Genomic DNA, 18,788 nt, shown 5'->3' with positions numbered 1-18,788 from the left:
TGAGTTTACCCAAAAAGCGCTTCCCATGTCCAGCCTGGAATTTTTCAGTTCAACGCCCCCTGCAGGGCGGAGAGCAGCGAGAGCGGACCCTCCGCATCGGAGTTCAGAGACCAGATCATCACTCCGCCATAGCCCTGCTCCCGCACCAGCCTCGCCTTCGCTCTTATCGTGGGCAGGCCGTTGTACCAGATCGTCTCACCCGTCTGGTCCGCCTGCGCCGCCTCCGGTTTCTGCCTCACCAGGTCCGCGTAGCGATACTCCCCCTCCCGGAACGCCTTGCCAAAGCCCCACCCATAGAAGGGCACCCCAAGCACCAGCCGCTCCTTCGCCACCCCACGCCCCAGCCAGTAGTCCAGATTGTGCTGCGCAAACTCCAGTGATGAATGCTGGCCCGGCTTTTTCGGCTGCCACGGCCCCGTCGCGTCGTAAGCCATCACATTCACAAAATCAAAACAAGCCAGCGCCGCCTCCGGCACCTCCTTGCCCCCATACCCCTTGGACAGCGCCGCCGTCAGCAATTTGTTCTTCGCCTTCAATGCCGTCGCCAGCTCTTGAATAAACGGCCCATAGTCACCGTTGATGGCCGGACCTTCCAGATCCACGTCCACACCGTCAAACTCATGCGCTCTGACGTACTCTGTCAGCTTCGCCACAAACCCCGCACGCTTTGCGGAACTGATCAGCTCAAAGTACCGCTTTCGCATCGCCTCATTCTCCGAAGCCGATCCGCCGCCTACCGAGACCAGCACTTTGACACCATGCGCATGGGCTTTCGTGATCACCAGCCCATCCCCTTCATGAAACGAAAGCGTTCCCTCCGCATCCCGCGGATTCTCAAACGCCACGTTGATGTGCGTGATCTTCGCATAGTCGATCTGCGTCGCAAAGGTCTTCAAGTCCGTCCAGTTTGGCACATACGCCACCACCTTCGGCTGAGCCTGCACTGCGCCCGCTGCCAGCAGGCACGTGACGAGCAGAAAACGAAGGAGGGCGGGGCGGTTCATGGAGCTGAATCTTGTTTACGCGATTCCGGCCGCATGGCACAATCTTTAATCGCATGAACACTCGCTCAAGCTTCTGGATGGCGGGCATCACCACCGCTGTGCTGGCCATGGCTCTGTACTTTCAGTTTCAGCCGCCAGCCGTCGTGCAGCCCGCCCCCTCTTCGCGCCTCCAGCCGCAGGTCGTGGTAACGCCGCAACCGCCCTCCTTCGAGCTCCCACAGGAAACTCCCTCTCCCGCAGCCCAACCCCGCAAAAGCAAGCCCCCAGCCCAGGATCCCGCCGCACGCGCCGCCCTCAGCATGGTGGGAAAAGACGCCACAGCCGAGCAGATCTGGCTGGAGGCCATCAACAATCCAAACCTCCCCAGGCAGGAGCGCTCGGACCTCATCGAAGACCTGAACGAAGACGGCTTCTCCAATCGCAAGCAGCCCACCCGCGCCGATCTCCCCCTCATCGAAGCCCGCCTCAAACTCATCGAACGCCTCATGCCCGAAGCCGCCGACGAGACCAACCTCAACGCCTTCGGCGAAGCCCGCAAAGACCTGATCAATCTCCGCGCCAAGCTCGGCCAGTAGCACCATTGCGCCGCCGCATAAATATAGGTGTCACGCTCGGCGGTTCGGGAGACTCAAAACACTGCCTGAGAAAAAAGTCCATTTAGGATTGCCATCCTCCGGAGAAATGCATAAACCATATGCTTATTAAAAATAAAATGGCGGATATATGGACGAAACAATTCTTAAAGTTCTGCGTCGCTCTCGCTGGGTTCATTCTATTCAGACCCTAGTCTTTATTTCTTGGTTAATAAACCCGTTTCCAGGAGCCCTTTCTTATTGGGGCATGGTTGGAGACGTCAAAACTCAACTCACGGATCCGCCCGAAGGAGACGAATGGTATCAGAAAGATGACGACAACGACGGACTCACCAACGCCCAAGAGGTGCTCTTTGGCTCAGATCCAGGCAGTATCGATTCCGATCACGATGGCCTGCCAGACTTAGCGGAATATCAGGTATCTTTTGCGGCCTTTAGTGCCGGCTCTCCTCTCCCCTTCGATCCTTGGAGTTGGGACACCAATGGCAACGGTTTCTCTGATCACGACGAGTTTTACCAGCAGATCCAGGGCTATCAACCGGTGGTGAACTACCTCCAGCTTCCTGCCGGGACGACTTGGCCGGCAGGAACGTATTTTTCCTACTCAGACGCCGATGGCGATGGCCTTAAAAATTTCGAAGACAGCGATCCCCTGAACATGGACCGCGACGGCGACACAATCCTCAACTGGAAGGAAGCCTCAGGCCAGATGGATGACCCGAACAACGGCGTCACGCCACCGCCAGATGACCCCGGCGTCATCATTGGCGGAACTTGGTATCCGACCGGCACGCTCGACAGCGATGGGGATGGCACGCCCAATCACCTCGACCCCTTTCCGTACGGGAGTTTTGTCTATCAAGGCATCGAATACGGCGGCTCCTCCGTGGACAGTGACAATGACGGCATCCCAGATCCGGCAGACCCTTTTCCCAATGGCAGCTACTGGTACCTGGGGGTGGAATACGCCGGGACGTTGGTGGACCAGGACGGCGACGGCATTCCCGATTCCTTTGATCCCTGGCCAGCCATCGCCGGAAGCTTCGAGTACCAAGGCGTTACTTATCCGGGCTCCATGAGCGATCAGGACGGGGACGGAATTCCGGACTCTCTGGATCAATGGCCCTCCATCGCCGGGAGCTACGTGTACAACGGCACCGTTTACCCGGGCTCTATGAGCGATATGGACAACGACGGCATCCCGGACGCCTTCGACACTATTTTCTCAGGGCCGGGCAACAGCTACTGGTGGGATGGCATCGAATATGTCGGCACCCCGGTGGACCAGGATGCAGACGGTATTCCTGATCCTTTCGACCCCTATCCGACGATCGCAGGAAGTTATTATTATCACGACGTTCAATACCCTGGCAGCTGGGTGGATGGAGACAATGATGGTGTGCCAGATCCAGCGGATACCTTTCCCAACGTCGCGTACTCGTTCTGGTATAACGGCGCAGAGTATCCTGGCCCGTGGTACGATTCGGACGCGGACGGTATTCCAGATTCTTTGGATACTGCTCCCGGCGATCCGTGGAATGACTCCCCTCATTATACATACCAGGAAACGGAATACGCCGGAATTTGGAGCGACCGAGACCAGGACGGCATTCCTGATCCTGCGGACGCCTATCCTGACGATCCCTCCAATCGCGTTGACACTGACGACGATGGCCTGACCGACTACGACGAAAATACCCAGTACGGCACCGATCCCGCCAAAAAAGACACTGACAACGACGGCCTCTCCGATTTTGCCGAGCTTTTCACCTACCATACCAGTCCCCTTCAGGAAAAAACGAATTCCAACCAGCTCTACTCCGACTACTACGTCGTTGATCAGACGGACTCAGACGGCGACGGCATTCCGGACCGGATTGAGCAATGGTATGCGAGCCTGGGCTACGGCATGAATCCCTCTGTTCCCACGGACGCCATGGGCGACCTGGACAGCGACGGCTACACCAATCTGCAAGCCTACCGCAATCACTGGAACCTGACCGCCAACACCGGCACCTATGACATTGACAAGGACGGGATTTTCGACGTCCTGGAAGATGCTTGGAACGCCAACTACCCCGGCATCCTCAGCAGCAGCAACGCCAAAGATGCCGCGGAGGACCATGATGGAGATGGCATCATGAACTTTGAGGAGATCGCCCTCGGACTCGATCCTGGCAGCCAGTTCAGCCGCAGCCCGAATGTGAACGATGCGCTGGAGTGGGCGTGGCGCGGTCTGGTGCTGGGAAATGAATTTGGCCTCTCTCACCATGGCCTGGCCTACAGCGGCACGCTGCCGCCGGAATGGTCGGTTATGGCAGATGCCGACGGAGACAGTGTGCCAGATGGTTTGAAGGCTTTTGTCACCGCCTTCAATGCCGCCCCCACTCCCAGCCCTTTCATCCTGCCTTCCCGCGCCGCCAGCGGCGACTACGATGGGGACGGCATCCCGGACTTCTGGGAGCACCTGAACCGTCTCGATGCCCGCGATGCTGCGGATGCTCAGGACAATCCCGACAATGACTCCCTGACCAACCTCCAGGAGTACAACTGCAGCCGCAATCCGTGGATCAATGACGATCCAACGCTGCAGTTCGCCACAAATACCCTGCCTTTGGGGACCGTAGGCGCGGCCTACAGCACCAGCATCCAGGTCAGCGGAGGCACGGCGCCTTATTCGTTCAGCAGGACGGGACCGTTGCCAGCAGGGCTGACGTTTGGCAGCAGCGGCAGCATCACAGGCACCCCCACCGCCGACGGAGTCTCCACCTTCACCGTGCAGGTGACAGACAGCAGCAACCGCAGCACCATGCGCGGCTATAACCTCTTCATCCTGAGTAGCGATCAACCCCTCGCCATCACCACCACCAACGCCCAGATGAATGCGATCACGGGCGTGCCTTTTACTGTGACACTGGCGGCCAGCGGTGGCGCTTCGGACGGTTATACTTTTGTGATCGGGGGCGTGAACACCCTTCCCAGCGGACTGGCGATTTCTGCCGACAACAAAACCATCAGCGGCACTCCGACCGAAGTCGGCTCCTTCAGCTTCACCGCCACCGTCAATGATGGCACAGGCAGCGCCACAAAGGACTTTCTGCTGACCGTCAGCGATCCCCTCGCCTTCATCACCGCTTCAGATCTGCCCGGCGGCCAGGTGGGCACTGAATACTCCCAGCAGATCGAGGTCACGGGCGGCTGGAGCCAGAAGCTCTTCAGCGTGGTGCTCGGACCCTTGCCTCCCGATGTGGTGCTTACTCCCAGCGGTCGGCTTCTTGGCACACCCTCGGCCAGCGGCATCTACGCCTTTACGCTGAGGGCTACCGACGCCGTCGGCCATGTCAAAGACCAGGCCTTCAGACTGGTGATCAGCCCGCGGCCTCAGTCTCTTGCCATCACCACCACCTCCCTGCCCGTGGCTGGCAAGGGCATCGCTTACAGCGCGGTCATCACCGCCTCTGGCGGCAGCGGCGGCTACGTTTTCTCAGGCGGTGGTGGTACTCTCACTGTCAATCCCGATGGCACCATCACCGGCGTTCCAGGCCAGTCGGACATCACGGTCAATGCCACTGTGACCGATTCCGCTCAGGGCAGTGCCACTGCGACGTTTGAAGTCCCGGTGGCGTCCCCGGTGCTCTCTGTCACGGGCGGCAATCAACAGATTGTGGTGGTTGGGGATACACCACAGCCGGTCACGGTGATGCTTACCGCTGGCGGCATCGGACTCGCAGGGGTAACCTTGTCCATGGGTTCTCAGAGCACCACGACCGAGGCAGACGGCAGCGCGGGTTTCCTGCTTGCTGCACCCGAGGCTGAAGGAGAGCAGATTTACACTGTTAGCACAACAGGAGGTATAAGTGCCACTGTTTCAATCTATGGATATCAACTTCCAGATGGTTCCAATAACACCATCTCAGAGATTGTGCCAGATGCACCACCAAAACCCGAGCTGCGCCAATTGTCTGATGCAGATGTCAAGTTTCAGAGCCACTCACTGAGCCTGTCCACAGGTACTTTGATGGCTCATTATTGTCCTGGGAGAGCCATCGGCTACGTAAATGGGCACCCTCAAGTCTGGTATGAAGAAGGAAGGCCCGACTACAGCCTCACTCAAACCAAGTGGAGTGCCAGCGATGGTAGCACCGGGACCGGAGGCTCAATGCCCATGCTCGCGAGTCTGCCTTGGGTCGAGGGAGTGATCGATGGTTTCGATCAAAAGTACGTGCCCACAGATTATGGGCAAGTTGGCCCTCCCGCTAACGATAGCGGTGTCAGCATGAATGGTCGTCCGCCTTGGACCTACTCATCTGGGGTGCACTTGATCAACGGCCAATGGATGGGCAAAGTTGTCAATCGCGAAACAAAAACCACGTCAGAGTATTTCGTCAGCCGTAAAACAATAGAGGAAGGCGGAACAGGGGCCATGGCTGCCATTTCAATACCCATTATGAACGTCGTTTATGCAACGGAAGCCGATGGAGTGGAAAAATTGCTGAACTGCTCCGTTGCCAACAAAGATCTCGCTGCGAACCAAAATGCTACTGATCCTATCAAAAAAGAGCCAGACGCCCTTGAAGGCCAAAAGATTGTGGACGGCGTGCGTCGCGACATTCTTATCGATGTTAACGATACTGTTGAAACCAAAGATGATATTGTTCGCAAAGAACAAAAAATTGGTGTCAAGGCCTGGCGTCAATGGATACCCTGCACAGTAAAAATAGCGGATCCGTCGGGCTCAGAAGCTACCAGTATCGTAGCGAGTTCTCAAGGCAACACCATGAAGTTCGCACTTACCATATTGCAGCCGCCAGATGATGCAACCGAAGGTTCTTATAGCCTCACTGTTCCGCTAGACTCACAAGGGTCTGGCAGTTTTTGGATCACAGGGGTGGAGCAATCAAACAACGTCAATGACCGAATTATTGAGATTCGAAAAAACACCGCGTCAGGTATAGTGATTGGTACGAAACCAATGACAGTGTTTTGGTTCAATACATCCATTGACATCAATACTGACAATGTGGTAACCGAAGATTTTGTGGATAGGATAGACCATGATAGGCGATATGGACTAGATCAATTTAAGGAACCGGTGCGGTTCGAGTTGATTTCGCAAGTGGTTCCAACCCAAGTTGATTGTTCTGTGCCCCAAATTCGGGACTGGCAGTTTGGCATGGTCCAAAACGTCCAAGTTACCGCAAGCTGGGTTAAATCCCCACCTAGTTTGGAATTTTCGTGGGACAAACCAGCTGATGATGACCGCCTGATAGTGCCATCAAAAGTCACCATTATTAAGAGGCAGCCGAGCTTTTTTTTGGACGCGGACAATGCAGACCAAGTATTAGTCAAGGGATTAGAGGGTCTAAATGACCGCGGAGGCAATTCGAGCTTTCATCCTCGTCAAGGAATGGATGATGGCAAGGCTCATTACTACGCGGTAGATTCACCATCAATACCTTTTGAAAAAAGTTTTGATAAGCCCATTGAGTTTCCTACGCTAAACGATCCAAATAAAAATTACAAAGTGAATTATTTCGGTACAGAGTGGCGATATTTCCAATTTAATTTTGTTGTTTGGGGTGGTTTGGTTGAAGTAAAGCCGCCAAATGGTCAAGAAGTGCCCACCCCGACTCCAGGAATATTCATTCCACTTAGGCAACGGAATTGGATTTATTCTGCAGATTCACGTCTTCATACCCCCCAACCGCCGCAGGCTGAACCAAACGACAAGATTCCAAATATCATTCCGGTGGTTGGAGCGCCAATTGGCAACGACAACTCTACGTACATAAACAGCGTCGATCCTTATTTGCCAGGGGACGAAGAGGGAGTTCTTTTGATTTCACCAAAATAAAAAATGAAAATCATATTTATTGTTATTTCGTCAATTTCGATGGCGGCGGCTGATGACATTGGCATCAACGAACAGGTCATTCATTGTCGGGGCGCTGCTTCTTTAGCAAGAGATCTGGCACATGAGCAGTTTCTGGCGGCAAATTGGTCTCTGGGTAACGTTGTTGCCACTGACTCAGGCGTTGAAAATGCTATGTTGCCAAGTGGATTACAGGGTGAGTCGCTTATCCGCGAAGTGCATGTCACAGCAGACACGTTGGCTAGCAAAGTTGGCCAAGAGGCAAAAAATGAACTGCAGTTTCGTATTAAAGGCGCACCGTATCCCGTAAACTCAGTTATTAAGACTAGTGGGTCGTTTCGTTTTGTAAGACTAGCAGAATGGCAATGGTATGATACGACAGGTCTTTTGGTGTTTCGCCCTGCATCCGGTGCTAGTGGTGAAAGGGCCATAGGATCGCCTCGTAAACTTCCAGATCAATGGAGAGGGTGGGTCGCCGAGGCGGCCGATCTTCGTGCGCGGCGTCGGAACTGGTTCCTGCCTGGAATTAAAAAAACAGAAGTGGCCAGCATGCAAGCTGAAGCAACCGCGACAAATCCTCTGTGGAGGTATTGTGTCATGTGCCGTTTGCTAGAGTTGAAGCGACTGCGTCGAGAAGATATTCAAAAAATGCTGAAGGCATCAGCTGGAAAACCTGTTGAAGTAGGAACCTTACTCTTTCTTTTACTCAACGATTCGGCCTCTCATGAAGAGGAAATTATGGAGCAGGTCAAAGAGCATGGAAGGGACCCTGGGACTGCTGAAGGTCTGGCTCTTGGATGCCTTACTAGTGCAGCGTATAAGCCCAAGCCCGTAGAAAAAGCTTTTGCCAGCATGAATCTTCTAAAGAATTTAGAGGCGAAGAGTGAATCATCGGAGCAGGATCAACACAAGATGATAAATGCTGCGTTTCAGGGAGACGAAGCCATGGAGTATCGCATTGCGCACAAGTTAAATTTGATGATAGTCGACATAGATAACGAATTGAGGCAAAAAGTTGCTGCCATCTTATTTTATATGTTAAAACCGTAGAGGAACCAACCCCTTTGAGATCATCAGCACGTAAAGCGGGTCAGGCGGCAAAAAAAGCACCTTCCGAAGAAACAACCATCAACTCCTCCTCCGCTCTTCTTTTTCCACTCCATTCCCTCCCCCTCTTCCGGACAAACCACTGTCAACAATCGTAAACTTCCGCCCCGGCCTCCGCTTCCTCTACCGCCCCACATGCACCCGCGTGTCATACTCAAAGCACACCTGCCCTGACACCTCATAGACGTCGAAGATCCGACGCAACTCCGCCAGCATCTCCTCATGCCTCGGCTGTCCCTCCGCAGGCGCATAGGAACTGGAAAGCAGCCGTCCCTTCAGCCCCTCAAAATCGAAGCGCTGCTCATTCGCAAACGTGTGAGTCACATACGCTCCCTGGAAGAACGCACTCAGCGCAGCCGCATTCACATTCTCATGCCGGATCGCCGTGTAGTCCGTGCCAAACGTCAGCAGCAGCTGCTCAAAGGCCTGTAGAAACGGCGTCGCATCCAGTTTGCGCTCATTCCAGATCAGCACCACACGCCCTCCCGGCTTCAGAATCCGCGAGAACTCCGCCCGCGTCTCCGCGGTGTTGAACCAATGAAACGCCTGCGCCGCCACAATGAAATCCACGCTCGCATCCGCCAGCGTCGTCTCCTGCGCGCTCGCAGCCACACTGTGAAAGTTGGGAAAACCCGCCAGCAGGCGCTCCGCCGCCTCCCGCATCTCCCGGTTCGGCTCCACCGCATGCACCACATTCCCCGCACGCAAAAACAGCTCCGCCGAAATGCCCGTGCCCGAACCCACATCAGCGATCACCGACTGCGGCACCAGCCCAGCCTCCCGTTGCAGCATGGCGACAAGCTCCTGCGGGTAGCTCGGCCGGTAGCGCACATAGTTCTCCACCCGGTCGGAGAAGCGTTGTTCAGGAGCCGCACTCATGGCACCACCCGATACACCACGCGGTCATTCCCCTCTTCGTGGAAGCTGCTCCACGTGTAATCAAAAACATACTCCGCGCTGCGTTTGTCCGCCCACGTGATCCGCATCTTGTTGTTGGCCACCGCCTGCCACTGCGGCAGGCCCTCCGTGCCGTAGCCCGTTGCGGTATTGTCGGCATGAAATTGCAGCTCTCCCTTCTCAGCTTTCCAGCGGCTTTCCGGCAGCCACTTCGTCAGCTCATTCGCATCCTGCGGTCCATAAAAGCTCTCCGGAAGGATGTGCTCGTTTTCATACCGCCGCACCTCATGCCGCACCCCGTCCTTCACATACGCGATCCACAAACTTTTCTGCCAGTAAGGAATCGGATCAACTCCCATCGTATCCGGTGTGAGCGCAAACCACGTCCGCTTCTCCTCCACCAGTTCCTTCAGCTTCATCGTCACATCCGCATTCCTGTCCCCGCTGCCCCACATCCCATACAAGATCTGCACCGGCCACCGCTTCGGCGTGACCAGTTCCTTCGGCGCTGATGGCTGTGTCACCTCCTTCACCGGCGTCGTCTCCGTTTCAGTTTCCACCGCCGGCTTCCCCGCATGTTTCGGCGCCACATACTTGATCCAAGTCGATGCCCCGCCACCCCACAGCGGCTTGCCTGAAAATCCCGCCCCGGCATTCTGCCTCATGTGCTCATCCCCCTCCTCCCAGGGTTTGGCGATGGCGCTCGCCCGCACCTCCGTCCCCTCATCCCGGTGGCGGATGAAGTCCCTCACCCGGTCCGGATCATCGCACGCCGACCACGCCTCCATTGCCGGATCCGACACAAAACCGAACTCATTTTCACCCAAAATTCCCGCCACCGCGAAGTACTTCGAGCCCCCCCCAGCGCAGGTGATTGTTCACCACATGAAACACCAGCCAGTCCCCCGGCCGCACCTCCACGTCCATCCGCTCCACCGTCGCCCCAAAGATTTCATTCAAAAGCACCCTCTTTCCATCCTCAATGCGCTTCCCGTTCTTATAAGCCTCCACCACAAAGTCATCCGTTACCGTCACCAGATGCTTTGCCACCACCTTTTTCCCCTGTTTGCCCTCCTTTGCAGTCTCCGGCGCAGAAATGTCAGCAATCAGCGGCCCGGCAACCCCCAGGCAAAAAGACAGAGTAAGCAGGATCGAAGTTTTCATAAATGCAGGGAGTGGAAAGGAGATGAAAGCAGCTGCAATTTACCATCGGCCGCCATCCAACACACGAACTCATTTCCCCCGATCTTGGGGTAGGGCGCGGATTCCGGCCGGGGAAAACCAGTTGCCAGCCCCCCTGCCGCTGCTAACGCTCAGCGCCACCTACCTATGATCGTCACTCCCAAAATCCGCGGATTCATCTGCACAACCGCACACCCCACCGGCTGTGCCAAACACGTCGCCGAACAGATCGCCGTCGTAAAGTCCCGCGGCCCTATCGCCAACGGCCCCAAGAAGGTGCTCGTGGTGGGTTCTTCCACCGGTTACGGCCTCTCCTCCCGCATCGCGGCAGCCTTTGGTTCCGGTGCTGCAACCATAGGTGTCTTCTTTGAGAAACCCGGCGAACCTGAACGCTGCGGCACCGCAGGGTGGTACAACTCCGTCGCCTTTGAAAACGAAGCCAAGGCCGCCGGACTCTACGCCCGCTCCTTCAATGGAGACGCCTTCTCCGACGCCATGAAGACCACCGTCATCGACGCCATCAAGGCGGATCTCGGCCAGGTCGATTGCGTCATCTACAGCCTCGCCTCCCCACGCCGCACCCATCCAAAAACGGGCGAAGTTTTCAAATCGGTGCTCAAGCCCATTGGTTCTGAGTCCTATACGAACAAGAACCTCAACACTGGCAATGGCGTGGTCAATGAAGTGACCATCGAACCCGCCAACGAAGACGAGATCGCCCAAACCGTCGCCGTCATGGGCGGTGAAGACTGGGAGATGTGGATCGATGCGCTGCAAAGCGCCGGCGTTCTCGCCGAAGGCGTGCAAACCGTGGCCTACAGCTACATCGGGCCGGAAGTCACCTGGCCCATTTACAAGAACGGCACCATCGGCCGCGCCAAGGAAGACTTGGAGCGCGTGCAGCGCGAGCTGGACGGCAAGCTCGCCCCCCTCAAAGGCAAGGCCTGGGTCTCCGTGAACAAGGCCCTCGTCACCCAAGCCAGCTCCGCGATCCCTGTGGTGCCTCTTTACATCTCCCTGCTCTACAAGGCCATGAAGGCCGAAGGCACGCACGAGGATTGCATCGAGCAAATGGACCGCCTCTTCCGCGAGCGCCTCTACAATGGCAATCCGCAGCCTGACGAAGCCGGACGCATCCGTGTGGACGACTGGGAAATGAAACCCGCCCTGCAGGAGCTCGTCGGCAAACGCTGGGCCGAGGTGAATACTGAGAATCTGGCGCAGTTTGGAGACTTTGAAGGCTATCAGAGCAGCTTCCATCGCCTCTTCGGCTTCGGCCTCGAAGGCGTGGACTACAACGCTGAGGTGGACACCGGCGTCGGCGTGCCATCCCTTGCCTGATTTTTCCCATGGAAGCAAACCGGCTTGAAGCTTTCAGCGATGGCGTGCTCGCCATCATCATCACCATCATGGTGCTGGAACTGAAGGTGCCGCATGGCGCCGACCTGGAAGCGCTCAAGCCACTGCTGCCCGTGTTTCTCAGCTACCTGCTGAGCTTCATCTACGTGGGCATTTATTGGAACAATCACCACCACCTGCTGAAGGCCTGCCGCAGGGTGTCCGGCCCCATCATGTGGGCCAATCTGCATCTGCTCTTCTGGCTCTCGCTGCTGCCGTTTGCCACCGGCTGGATGGGGGAGAACCACGTCGCCCCGCTGCCGACTGCGCTTTACGGCCTCGTCCTGCTCTGTGCTGCCATCGCTTACTACATTTTGCAGAGCTGCATCCTGAAAGGGCAGGGGGACTCCAAGCTCGCCGCCGCCTTGGGCAGCGATCTCAAAGGCAAGCTGTCACCTCTGGTTTATCTCGCCGCCATTGGCGCCGCCTTCTACCAGCCTTGGATTTCCGCCACCTTCTACGTCTCAGCCGCCCTCGTCTGGCTCATCCCCGACCGTCGCATCGAGCGCGTGCTGGCGGAATGCGAGTGAGCCTTATTTCCCCTTCGCCAAGTCCAGAAACACGATGCTCGAAGGATTGCCCACCGCCGCATAGTGCCCGGTGAAGGTCAGAGCTCCCGTTTTCTGGTCCACGCGGAAAATGGCCACATTGTCACCACGCTGATTGAGGCAGTAGAAAAACTCACCGGTGGGGTCAAAGTTGAAGCTGCGTGGGTAGTCCCCATGCGTCCATTCCTCGCCCACAAAGCTGAGCGTGCCGTCCTTGCCCACCGCAAAAATGCCGATGCTGTCATGCAGACGGTTTCCGGCATACACAAAGCGACCATCTGCTGAGACCAGGATCTCCGAGCAGAAATTGCTGCCCGCAAAACCCGGAGGCAGGCTGGAGATCGTCTGCCGTGACGTGAGGCGGCCTTTGTCGGCATCATAGTCAAACAGCACCACCGTGGAGCCTTCCTCCTGCAGCGAGTAGAGCCAGCGGTTGTTGGGATGAAACGCAAAGTGGCGCGGGCCGTCTCCTGGAGGCAGAGACACATGGGGCGGATCATTGGGTGTCAGTTTGCCCTGCTTTTCATCGAATTTCCAAACCAGGATCTGGTCCAGCCCGAGATCCACGGACAGCACATAACGCCCTGAGGCATCCGCCGCGATCATGTGAGAGTGCGTACCATCATGGCCGCTGAAGGCAAAGCTGCCAGGAGGCGCGTTTGTGGCCTTCTTGGGGCCGATGGTGCCGGAGTCTTGCTTGAAGTCCGTTGCTTTGCCGAGGCTGCCGTCAGCCTTGATGGGCAGCACAGACATCGAGCCGCCGAAGTAGTTGGCCACCAGCAGATAGCGTCCTGAAGGGTGCAGGCTCACATACGTCGGTCCCTTGCCACCTGAGCTGACCGTATTCAGCAGGGTCAGGTGACCGTCTTTGGGGTCGATGGTAAAAGCGCTCACTGAGCCAGCTTCATTCTCGCCCTGGTGGTCCGTTTCGTTGGTGGAATACAGCACCGTCTTCGTGGCGTTGAAGGTGAGGCAGTTCGGGCTGGTGCCCAGCTTGTGAATGCCAATGGGTTTCATGGCACCGGTGCTGCGATCCACTTCAAACAGGTGAATGCCCTGGCCATTTCCCGGCGGCAGGTCCACTTGCGTGGCCTTCATGTTTTGCAGCGGCGATGTGAAGGTGCCCACATAGGCGATCAGCGGCGCGGGGTCTTTGGCTTGAACCGAAAGAGTGGCAGTGAGCGCAAGGCTGAGCAGGGAACGGCGGGAGATGGAAGAGAGCATGAGGAGATTATTTGATGATGGGCAGAATCACGCGGGAGGCATGCGCGGAGTCATGCCAGATGGTGTTGATGGCGCTCACACCGGGATCGGTGATGAAATGGCTGATGGGCGCGCCAGTCTGCGTATTGGGTTCAAAGTAAGGCGCGCCGGTGCTTCCCATGGTGACGCGGATGCGGTGGCCTTTGTTGAAGATGATGCTGACCCAGCCGATGTCCCAGGAGAGCTTGGCCACTTCTCCCGGCACCAGAAGCTTCTGGTGATCGAAGCCTTCGCGGTACCGTGCCCGCAACGGATAGTCCACGATCAGGATGGAGCGGCCGTCTGGATAGACGTCGGTAACGCGCAGGAAGAAGTCCGTGTCCTTGGCGGTGGACGAAACGAAGGCCTCGGCCTTGATGCGTCCGGTGACCTCCAGTGGCTCCGCCAGCACTTCGCTCGTCCAGGTGCGGACCTCTGCCTGCTCTTCAAAGCCGCGTGCATCGCGCGCACCTGGAAAGCCGGTGTAGGGCAGGCTCATCGGATGTACGGGATCGCTGAGATAAGAGGTGCTCGCTTTGGCGGCGGATGGTTTGGCGGGGGCCAGCTTGCCATCGGGCTGCAGAAACCAGTCGGCAGGCCTGCTGGCAGGCGGGAAGTCTTTGGCCTCGCGCCACACGTTGCCAGGTGCTCCTTCTTCGCCGGTCGCGCCCATCACATAGTATTTCACCGGAGTGTCTTTCTCGATGCCGTTGTTCTCGCCTTTGAGGTAATGGTTGAACCACTTCGTCATGTGCGCATAGACGTCGAACATGGCATTCTCTGGAAAGACGAGTTCACCGATCTTGTTCGACTTCGGATAGCCACCATGCAGCCAGGGGCCGATGATGAGCTGCTGCTGGCCGCGTGAATTCGGGCCGCCATGCTGGTTGCGGCCGATGAAGCTGGCCACGCTGCCCTGGCACATGAAATCAAACCAGCTGCCGATGGTGAAGCAGGGGTAGTTCATCTTGTCGAAATGCAGGGAGGCGTCCTCATCCTTCCAGTAGTCGTCGTAGTTGGGGTGCTGGTCCCACTCGCGCAGCATGGCTTCGTTGTCCTTGATGTCGCGCGCCACGGCGCCGCCTTTGATGAAACGCTGCGGCTTGGTGGCACCACCGATGCGGTAGCCTTCCTGATACAGGCTCAGACCTGTGTCTGTCATGTATTGTGCCACCAGATGCGGCGGCTGCGTCACCGCCAGATAGTTCTGCGCATAGCCCGCCTGCGAGCCCCCATAGGTGCCGATTTTGCCCGTGCACCAAGGTTGCGCCGCCAGCCATTCGCACACGTCGTAGCCATCCCGCAGAGGCCCCCATTGCAGTCCGCGATAACCACGATAGACGCCTTCGCTCTCATGCGTGCCGCGGTAGTTCACCAGTGCGATCACAAATCCGCCTTCGGCAAACTTCGCCGCCGCCTTGCGCGATCCCGCGCTGCTGATGTCTGCATAGCGCTGCTCAAAAATGGCGGGGAATTTGCCTTCGCCAGGAGGAAAGAAAACGTAGGCCGAAAGGCGCTTTCCATCGCGCATCGGGATCATGAGGTGCTCTTCGCGGACAGGACCAAAGTCGATCTTGGCAGGAGGAGCTGCGTGAAGGGAGACGCAGGTGGCAAAGAAAAGAAAGGCGTGGCGCATCAGTCCATTACGGGTGGCCTGGACGGCACGTTTCACGCACATGCTATGCGAAAGGCACGAATCCTGATACTTAGCTCGCTCCGATGCCGCGGATCACCGCAGGCAGGGTCTGCACCAGGATTTTCAAATCGAGCCAGAAGGACCAGTTGTCGATGTACTTCAGATCAAGCGCCACCCACTCCTCGAAGTTCTTGATGCCGTTGCGGCCGGTGACCTGCCACAGGCATGTCAGGCCGGGCTTCACGCTGAGGCGGCGGCGCTGGGCGTGCTTCTCGATGCGTTGTATTTCGTAGACGGGGAGGGGACGCGGGCCGACGAGGCTCATCTCTCCGCGCAGCACATTGATGAGCTGGGGAAGCTCGTCGATGCTGGTGCGGCGGAGCCAGCGGCCGAAGGCAAAGATGCGTGGATCGTTGGTGATTTTGAACACCGGACCGTCCATCTCATTGCGCGCCTCCAGTTCGTCGCGCTTCAGTTCGGCACCCTGGTGCATGGTGCGGAATTTCCACATGACGAACGGCTTGCCATAAAGCCCCGCGCGCACCTGCTTGAAGAAGACCGGGCCGCGCGATCCCATGCGGATGCCAATGTAGGCCACCAGCCACAGCGGCAGCGAGAGCAGGAGGAGAACCAGCGCTCCTACGCGGTCAACGATGCTCTTGAACAGCAGCTCCCAGGAAGCCTGAGGAGTGGAATGGAACACCAGCATCAGGCGGCCGCCCAGAACGTCAAAGGTAGGCCGTGCGATGGCGGTCTGGAAGAAATCGGCGGCGATCCAAGCCTCCACGCCTTCCGTCTCACAGGCCTGCACAGCTTCTTCGATCTTGCTGAAATGCACATGCTGTGCGGCAAACAGCACGCGGCTGATGCTGTGCTCATGCAGCGCGTCGACAAGGTCGGAAACAGGTCGCTGCATGATGTCGATCTCGCCCATGATCTCGATCTCTGCACGCTGCTCGGCGGGCATGTTGGTGCGAAATGCCTCCAGATCGCTTTGCGATCCTGCGATGAGGATGCGCTCACGGCCTTTTCCGGAAGCCATCTGCCGGCGCAGGATCTCGCGCTGCCACGCCTCGCGCAGCAGCAGGGAGAGTGCGCCCAGGGCGACAGAGAAAACAACCACGGCGCGGCTTTCCACAGACCATTTGAAGAACACGATGCAAAAAGCGATGCACATGCCAATGACCGCCAGGGCCTCCGACAGCTGGCGGATCGAGCGCTTGAGGGTCTTGTTGTAGATGTTGGAATAAAAGCCGCGCCCCTCCAAAATGATAGGCGTGAACGGGGCCACCAGCGCGATGACCCAGTAAAATTTTTCCAGCGGCGGAATCTCCACCGCGTCGGGAAAAAAGACCGGCACCACAGCAGAACGCAGATAATGACCAAACCACAGACAGAACGCCAGCAGCGTCGTGTCGAGCAGTTCGGTGAGCTGCAAATTGATTTCTTGCTTCCGGCCCAGCATAGTGGCGTATCAGATACTGAATTTTCTTTAGATTTATTAAAATTATACTCAAACTAGCCAATGGGACAACTTGTTTCCAACAAAAGCCTGCTTTTCTCCTCCCGCCCCCTCGCCGTCGGGGTGCTCGCAGATGCCGCTGCCCTTGAACACTTTACATCCCTTGACCCGGTGAATCGGGAGAATCTTTGTGATGTGGCGGAACTGCGTCTGGATCAGCTGAAAATACCGGCCGCAGACCTGCGCGCCGCGCTCGCAGGCAACACGGTGCCGCTCCTTCTCACCGCACGCCATCCGGCGGAGGGCGGTCAGGCACCCGAAGATCCGGCCGCCCGGGCAGCCATGCTCGAACCACTGCTGGATCTTGCCACCCTCATCGATGTGGAACTGCGAAGTGCAGCCCAGATGCAGGGAACGATGCAAAAAGCCCGTGCGGCTGGCGTGGCGGTGGTGGGGTCTTTCCATGACTTTCAGGCCACTCCTGCCGATGAAGTGCTGCGCGGTGCGGTCAATTTTGCCCAGCAGGCTGGTCTGGACAGCGTGAAGCTGGCCACCTATCTGAACACTCAGGACGATCTGACACGCCTCATGAAGCTGGCAGGAGAGACCCACCGGCTGCGACTGTCGGTCATGGGGATGGGACCCTGGGGGCGGGTCTCCCGGCTGGTGCTGGCAAAATGTGGCAGTCTGTTGAATTACGGCTTTATTGGTGCCTCAAATGCTCCCGGCCAGTGGCCCGTCGCCCGCCTGAAAGAAATCCTCGCTGAACTTTGAAATGATTATCTCCCGCAAGTTTCATCCCCTCCGCCTTTTTCTGCTGGCCGGTCTCTGCTGCGCTTCCGTCACCGGTTGCGGCGATGCCAAGCGCGAGCAGCAGCTCCAGTGGCGGGAAGAGGAAGTCGAAGCCAAAGCTGCCGCCATCGCCAAACGTGAGCAAGATTTTGCCGGCGAAAAGCAGATGATTGCCCAGGCCAAGGCCGATATCGCCGCGCGGGAGGCCGCCGTCGAACAGCTCAAGAAAAAACTGGAAACCCAGCTGGCCGATGAGATCGAAAAAACCAAGAAGATCCGCCGGGAGATCGAGATCAAAAACCTGAGGGGTTCCATACCCCAGATCACGGCCGGGCGCTGCATCATCATTGATCCTGAGAATGATGATGTGCTCTTTGAAAAGAATCCCGACCAGCGAGGCGCCATCGCCAGCACCACGAAAATCATGACCGGACTGCTCGTGGTAGAAGCCGGGGACCTTGATAAAATTGTCACGATTGAACTGGCGGACACCCAGTGCGCGCCGGTGCGCATCGGTCTGAAGGTGGGAGAAACCTACACCCGCCGTCAGCTTCTCACTGCCATGCTGGTGAAAAGCTCCAACGACATCGCCCAGGCACTGGCCCGGGACAATGCCGGCAGCGTGGCAGCTTTTGCCGAAAAGATGGACGCTCGGGCCCAGGCTCTTGGACTCAAGAACACCCACTTCGTGAATCCACACGGCCTGCCCTCCACGACGGACGAAGATCCCTATTCGACCGCACGTGACCTTGCGATGATCGCGAAGGAGGCAGACAAGCTGCCGGATATCAGGGCCATCGTGAAGCTGCAGAGTTTCAAGTTCACAAAGCCTGACGGGAAATCCATCGAACTGGCCAACACCAACCGCGTGCTGCGCACCGCCAGCTACTGCGATGGCATGAAAACCGGCTTTACCGAAGCCGCCGGCTACTGCCTGGTGGCGACAGGGGAACGCAATGGCCGCCGCCGCATCGTGGTCGTGCTCAATGACAGCCACGAAGGCGTCTGGCGGGATGCACAGGCGCTGCTGGACTGGGCACTGAAGGCGTGAAATA

The 18,788-nt window shown here is 57.4% G+C and carries 14 protein-coding genes; 7 read left to right on the top strand and 7 right to left on the bottom strand.

Translation table 11 applies throughout. The features are described from left to right. Positions 1 to 44 precede the first annotated feature (44 nt). A complete protein-coding gene (locus ACILSO_RS17885) occupies positions 45 to 1,004 on the bottom strand; it encodes a glycosyl hydrolase family 18 protein (RefSeq protein WP_395738807.1) in 960 nt (319 codons plus the stop codon). 53 nt (positions 1,005 to 1,057) lie between these two features. On the opposite strand from ACILSO_RS17885, the gene ACILSO_RS17880 reads away from it, so the two are divergent. The 3 genes from ACILSO_RS17880 (at position 1,058) to ACILSO_RS17870 (ending at position 8,519) form a co-directional block, all read left to right on the top strand. Beyond that, complete coding sequence (locus tag ACILSO_RS17880; RefSeq protein ID WP_395738806.1) at positions 1,058 to 1,579, top strand: hypothetical protein; 522 nt, start codon at positions 1,058 to 1,060, stop codon at positions 1,577 to 1,579. A 148-nt stretch (positions 1,580 to 1,727) separates the two neighbouring features. Next, positions 1,728 to 7,451, top strand: a complete 5,724-nt coding sequence (locus ACILSO_RS17875) for a putative Ig domain-containing protein (RefSeq protein ID WP_395738805.1) — start codon at positions 1,728 to 1,730, stop codon at positions 7,449 to 7,451. A 3-nt stretch (positions 7,452 to 7,454) separates the two neighbouring features. Next, complete coding sequence (locus ACILSO_RS17870; protein ID WP_395738804.1) at positions 7,455 to 8,519, top strand: hypothetical protein; 1,065 nt, start codon at positions 7,455 to 7,457, stop codon at positions 8,517 to 8,519. A 180-nt stretch (positions 8,520 to 8,699) separates the two neighbouring features. On the opposite strand, the gene ACILSO_RS17865 is transcribed toward ACILSO_RS17870, so the two are convergent. Genes ACILSO_RS17865 through ACILSO_RS17855 form a run of 3 tightly spaced genes read right to left on the bottom strand, consistent with a single transcriptional unit; the run spans position 8,700 to position 10,637 of the window. Continuing rightward, positions 8,700 to 9,455, bottom strand: a complete 756-nt coding sequence (locus ACILSO_RS17865; RefSeq protein WP_395738803.1) for a class I SAM-dependent methyltransferase — start codon at positions 9,453 to 9,455, stop codon at positions 8,700 to 8,702. Further along, positions 9,452 to 10,276, bottom strand: coding sequence for a hypothetical protein (locus ACILSO_RS17860; RefSeq protein ID WP_395738802.1), 825 nt, complete (start codon positions 10,274 to 10,276; stop codon positions 9,452 to 9,454). Before ACILSO_RS17860 ends, ACILSO_RS17865 begins: the two co-directional genes overlap by 4 nt. A 16-nt stretch (positions 10,277 to 10,292) precedes the next feature. Continuing rightward, complete coding sequence (locus tag ACILSO_RS17855; RefSeq protein ID WP_395738801.1) at positions 10,293 to 10,637, bottom strand: hypothetical protein; 345 nt, start codon at positions 10,635 to 10,637, stop codon at positions 10,293 to 10,295. 165 nt (positions 10,638 to 10,802) lie between these two features. Between ACILSO_RS17855 and fabV the strand changes: the two genes are divergently transcribed. Together fabV and ACILSO_RS17845 are read left to right on the top strand one after the other, a co-directional pair. Then, the gene (gene fabV / locus ACILSO_RS17850) at positions 10,803 to 11,996 is read left to right on the top strand and encodes an enoyl-ACP reductase FabV (RefSeq protein ID WP_395738800.1); all 1,194 of its coding nucleotides are present in this window, start codon (positions 10,803 to 10,805) and stop codon (positions 11,994 to 11,996) included. 8 nt (positions 11,997 to 12,004) lie between these two features. Beyond that, positions 12,005 to 12,583, top strand: a complete 579-nt coding sequence (locus ACILSO_RS17845) for a TMEM175 family protein (protein WP_395738799.1) — start codon at positions 12,005 to 12,007, stop codon at positions 12,581 to 12,583. Positions 12,584 to 12,586: 3 nt separating this feature from the next. On the opposite strand, the gene ACILSO_RS17840 is transcribed toward ACILSO_RS17845, so the two are convergent. The 3 genes from ACILSO_RS17840 to ACILSO_RS17830 are packed head-to-tail and all read right to left on the bottom strand — an operon-like array spanning position 12,587 to position 16,917. Further along, a complete protein-coding gene (locus ACILSO_RS17840; RefSeq protein WP_395738798.1) occupies positions 12,587 to 13,825 on the bottom strand; it encodes a lactonase family protein in 1,239 nt (412 codons plus the stop codon). 7 nt (positions 13,826 to 13,832) lie between these two features. After that, complete coding sequence (locus ACILSO_RS17835) at positions 13,833 to 15,515, bottom strand: CocE/NonD family hydrolase (RefSeq protein WP_395738797.1); 1,683 nt, start codon at positions 15,513 to 15,515, stop codon at positions 13,833 to 13,835. Positions 15,516 to 15,549: 34 nt separating this feature from the next. Beyond that, on the bottom strand, positions 15,550 to 16,917 hold the full coding sequence (locus ACILSO_RS17830) for a sugar transferase (protein WP_395738796.1): 1,368 nt from the start codon (positions 16,915 to 16,917) through the stop codon (positions 15,550 to 15,552). 87 nt (positions 16,918 to 17,004) lie between these two features. Here ACILSO_RS17830 and ACILSO_RS17825 point away from each other — a divergent pair, with 87 nt between their 5' ends. Together ACILSO_RS17825 and ACILSO_RS17820 are read left to right on the top strand one after the other, a co-directional pair. After that, entirely contained in the window at positions 17,005 to 17,715 is a 711-nt protein-coding gene (locus ACILSO_RS17825) for a type I 3-dehydroquinate dehydratase (RefSeq protein WP_395738795.1), read from the top strand. A 1-nt stretch (position 17,716) separates the two neighbouring features. Then, the gene (locus tag ACILSO_RS17820) at positions 17,717 to 18,784 is read left to right on the top strand and encodes a D-alanyl-D-alanine carboxypeptidase family protein (protein ID WP_395738794.1); all 1,068 of its coding nucleotides are present in this window, start codon (positions 17,717 to 17,719) and stop codon (positions 18,782 to 18,784) included. Positions 18,785 to 18,788 lie beyond the last annotated feature (4 nt).

The sequence above is a fragment of the Prosthecobacter sp. genome, assembly GCF_044226605.1.
Taxonomy (GTDB): Bacteria; Verrucomicrobiota; Verrucomicrobiia; order Verrucomicrobiales; family Verrucomicrobiaceae; genus Prosthecobacter.
Note: the sequence above shows the minus strand (reverse complement) of the source record. Positions and strands in the feature narration are given on the sequence as shown.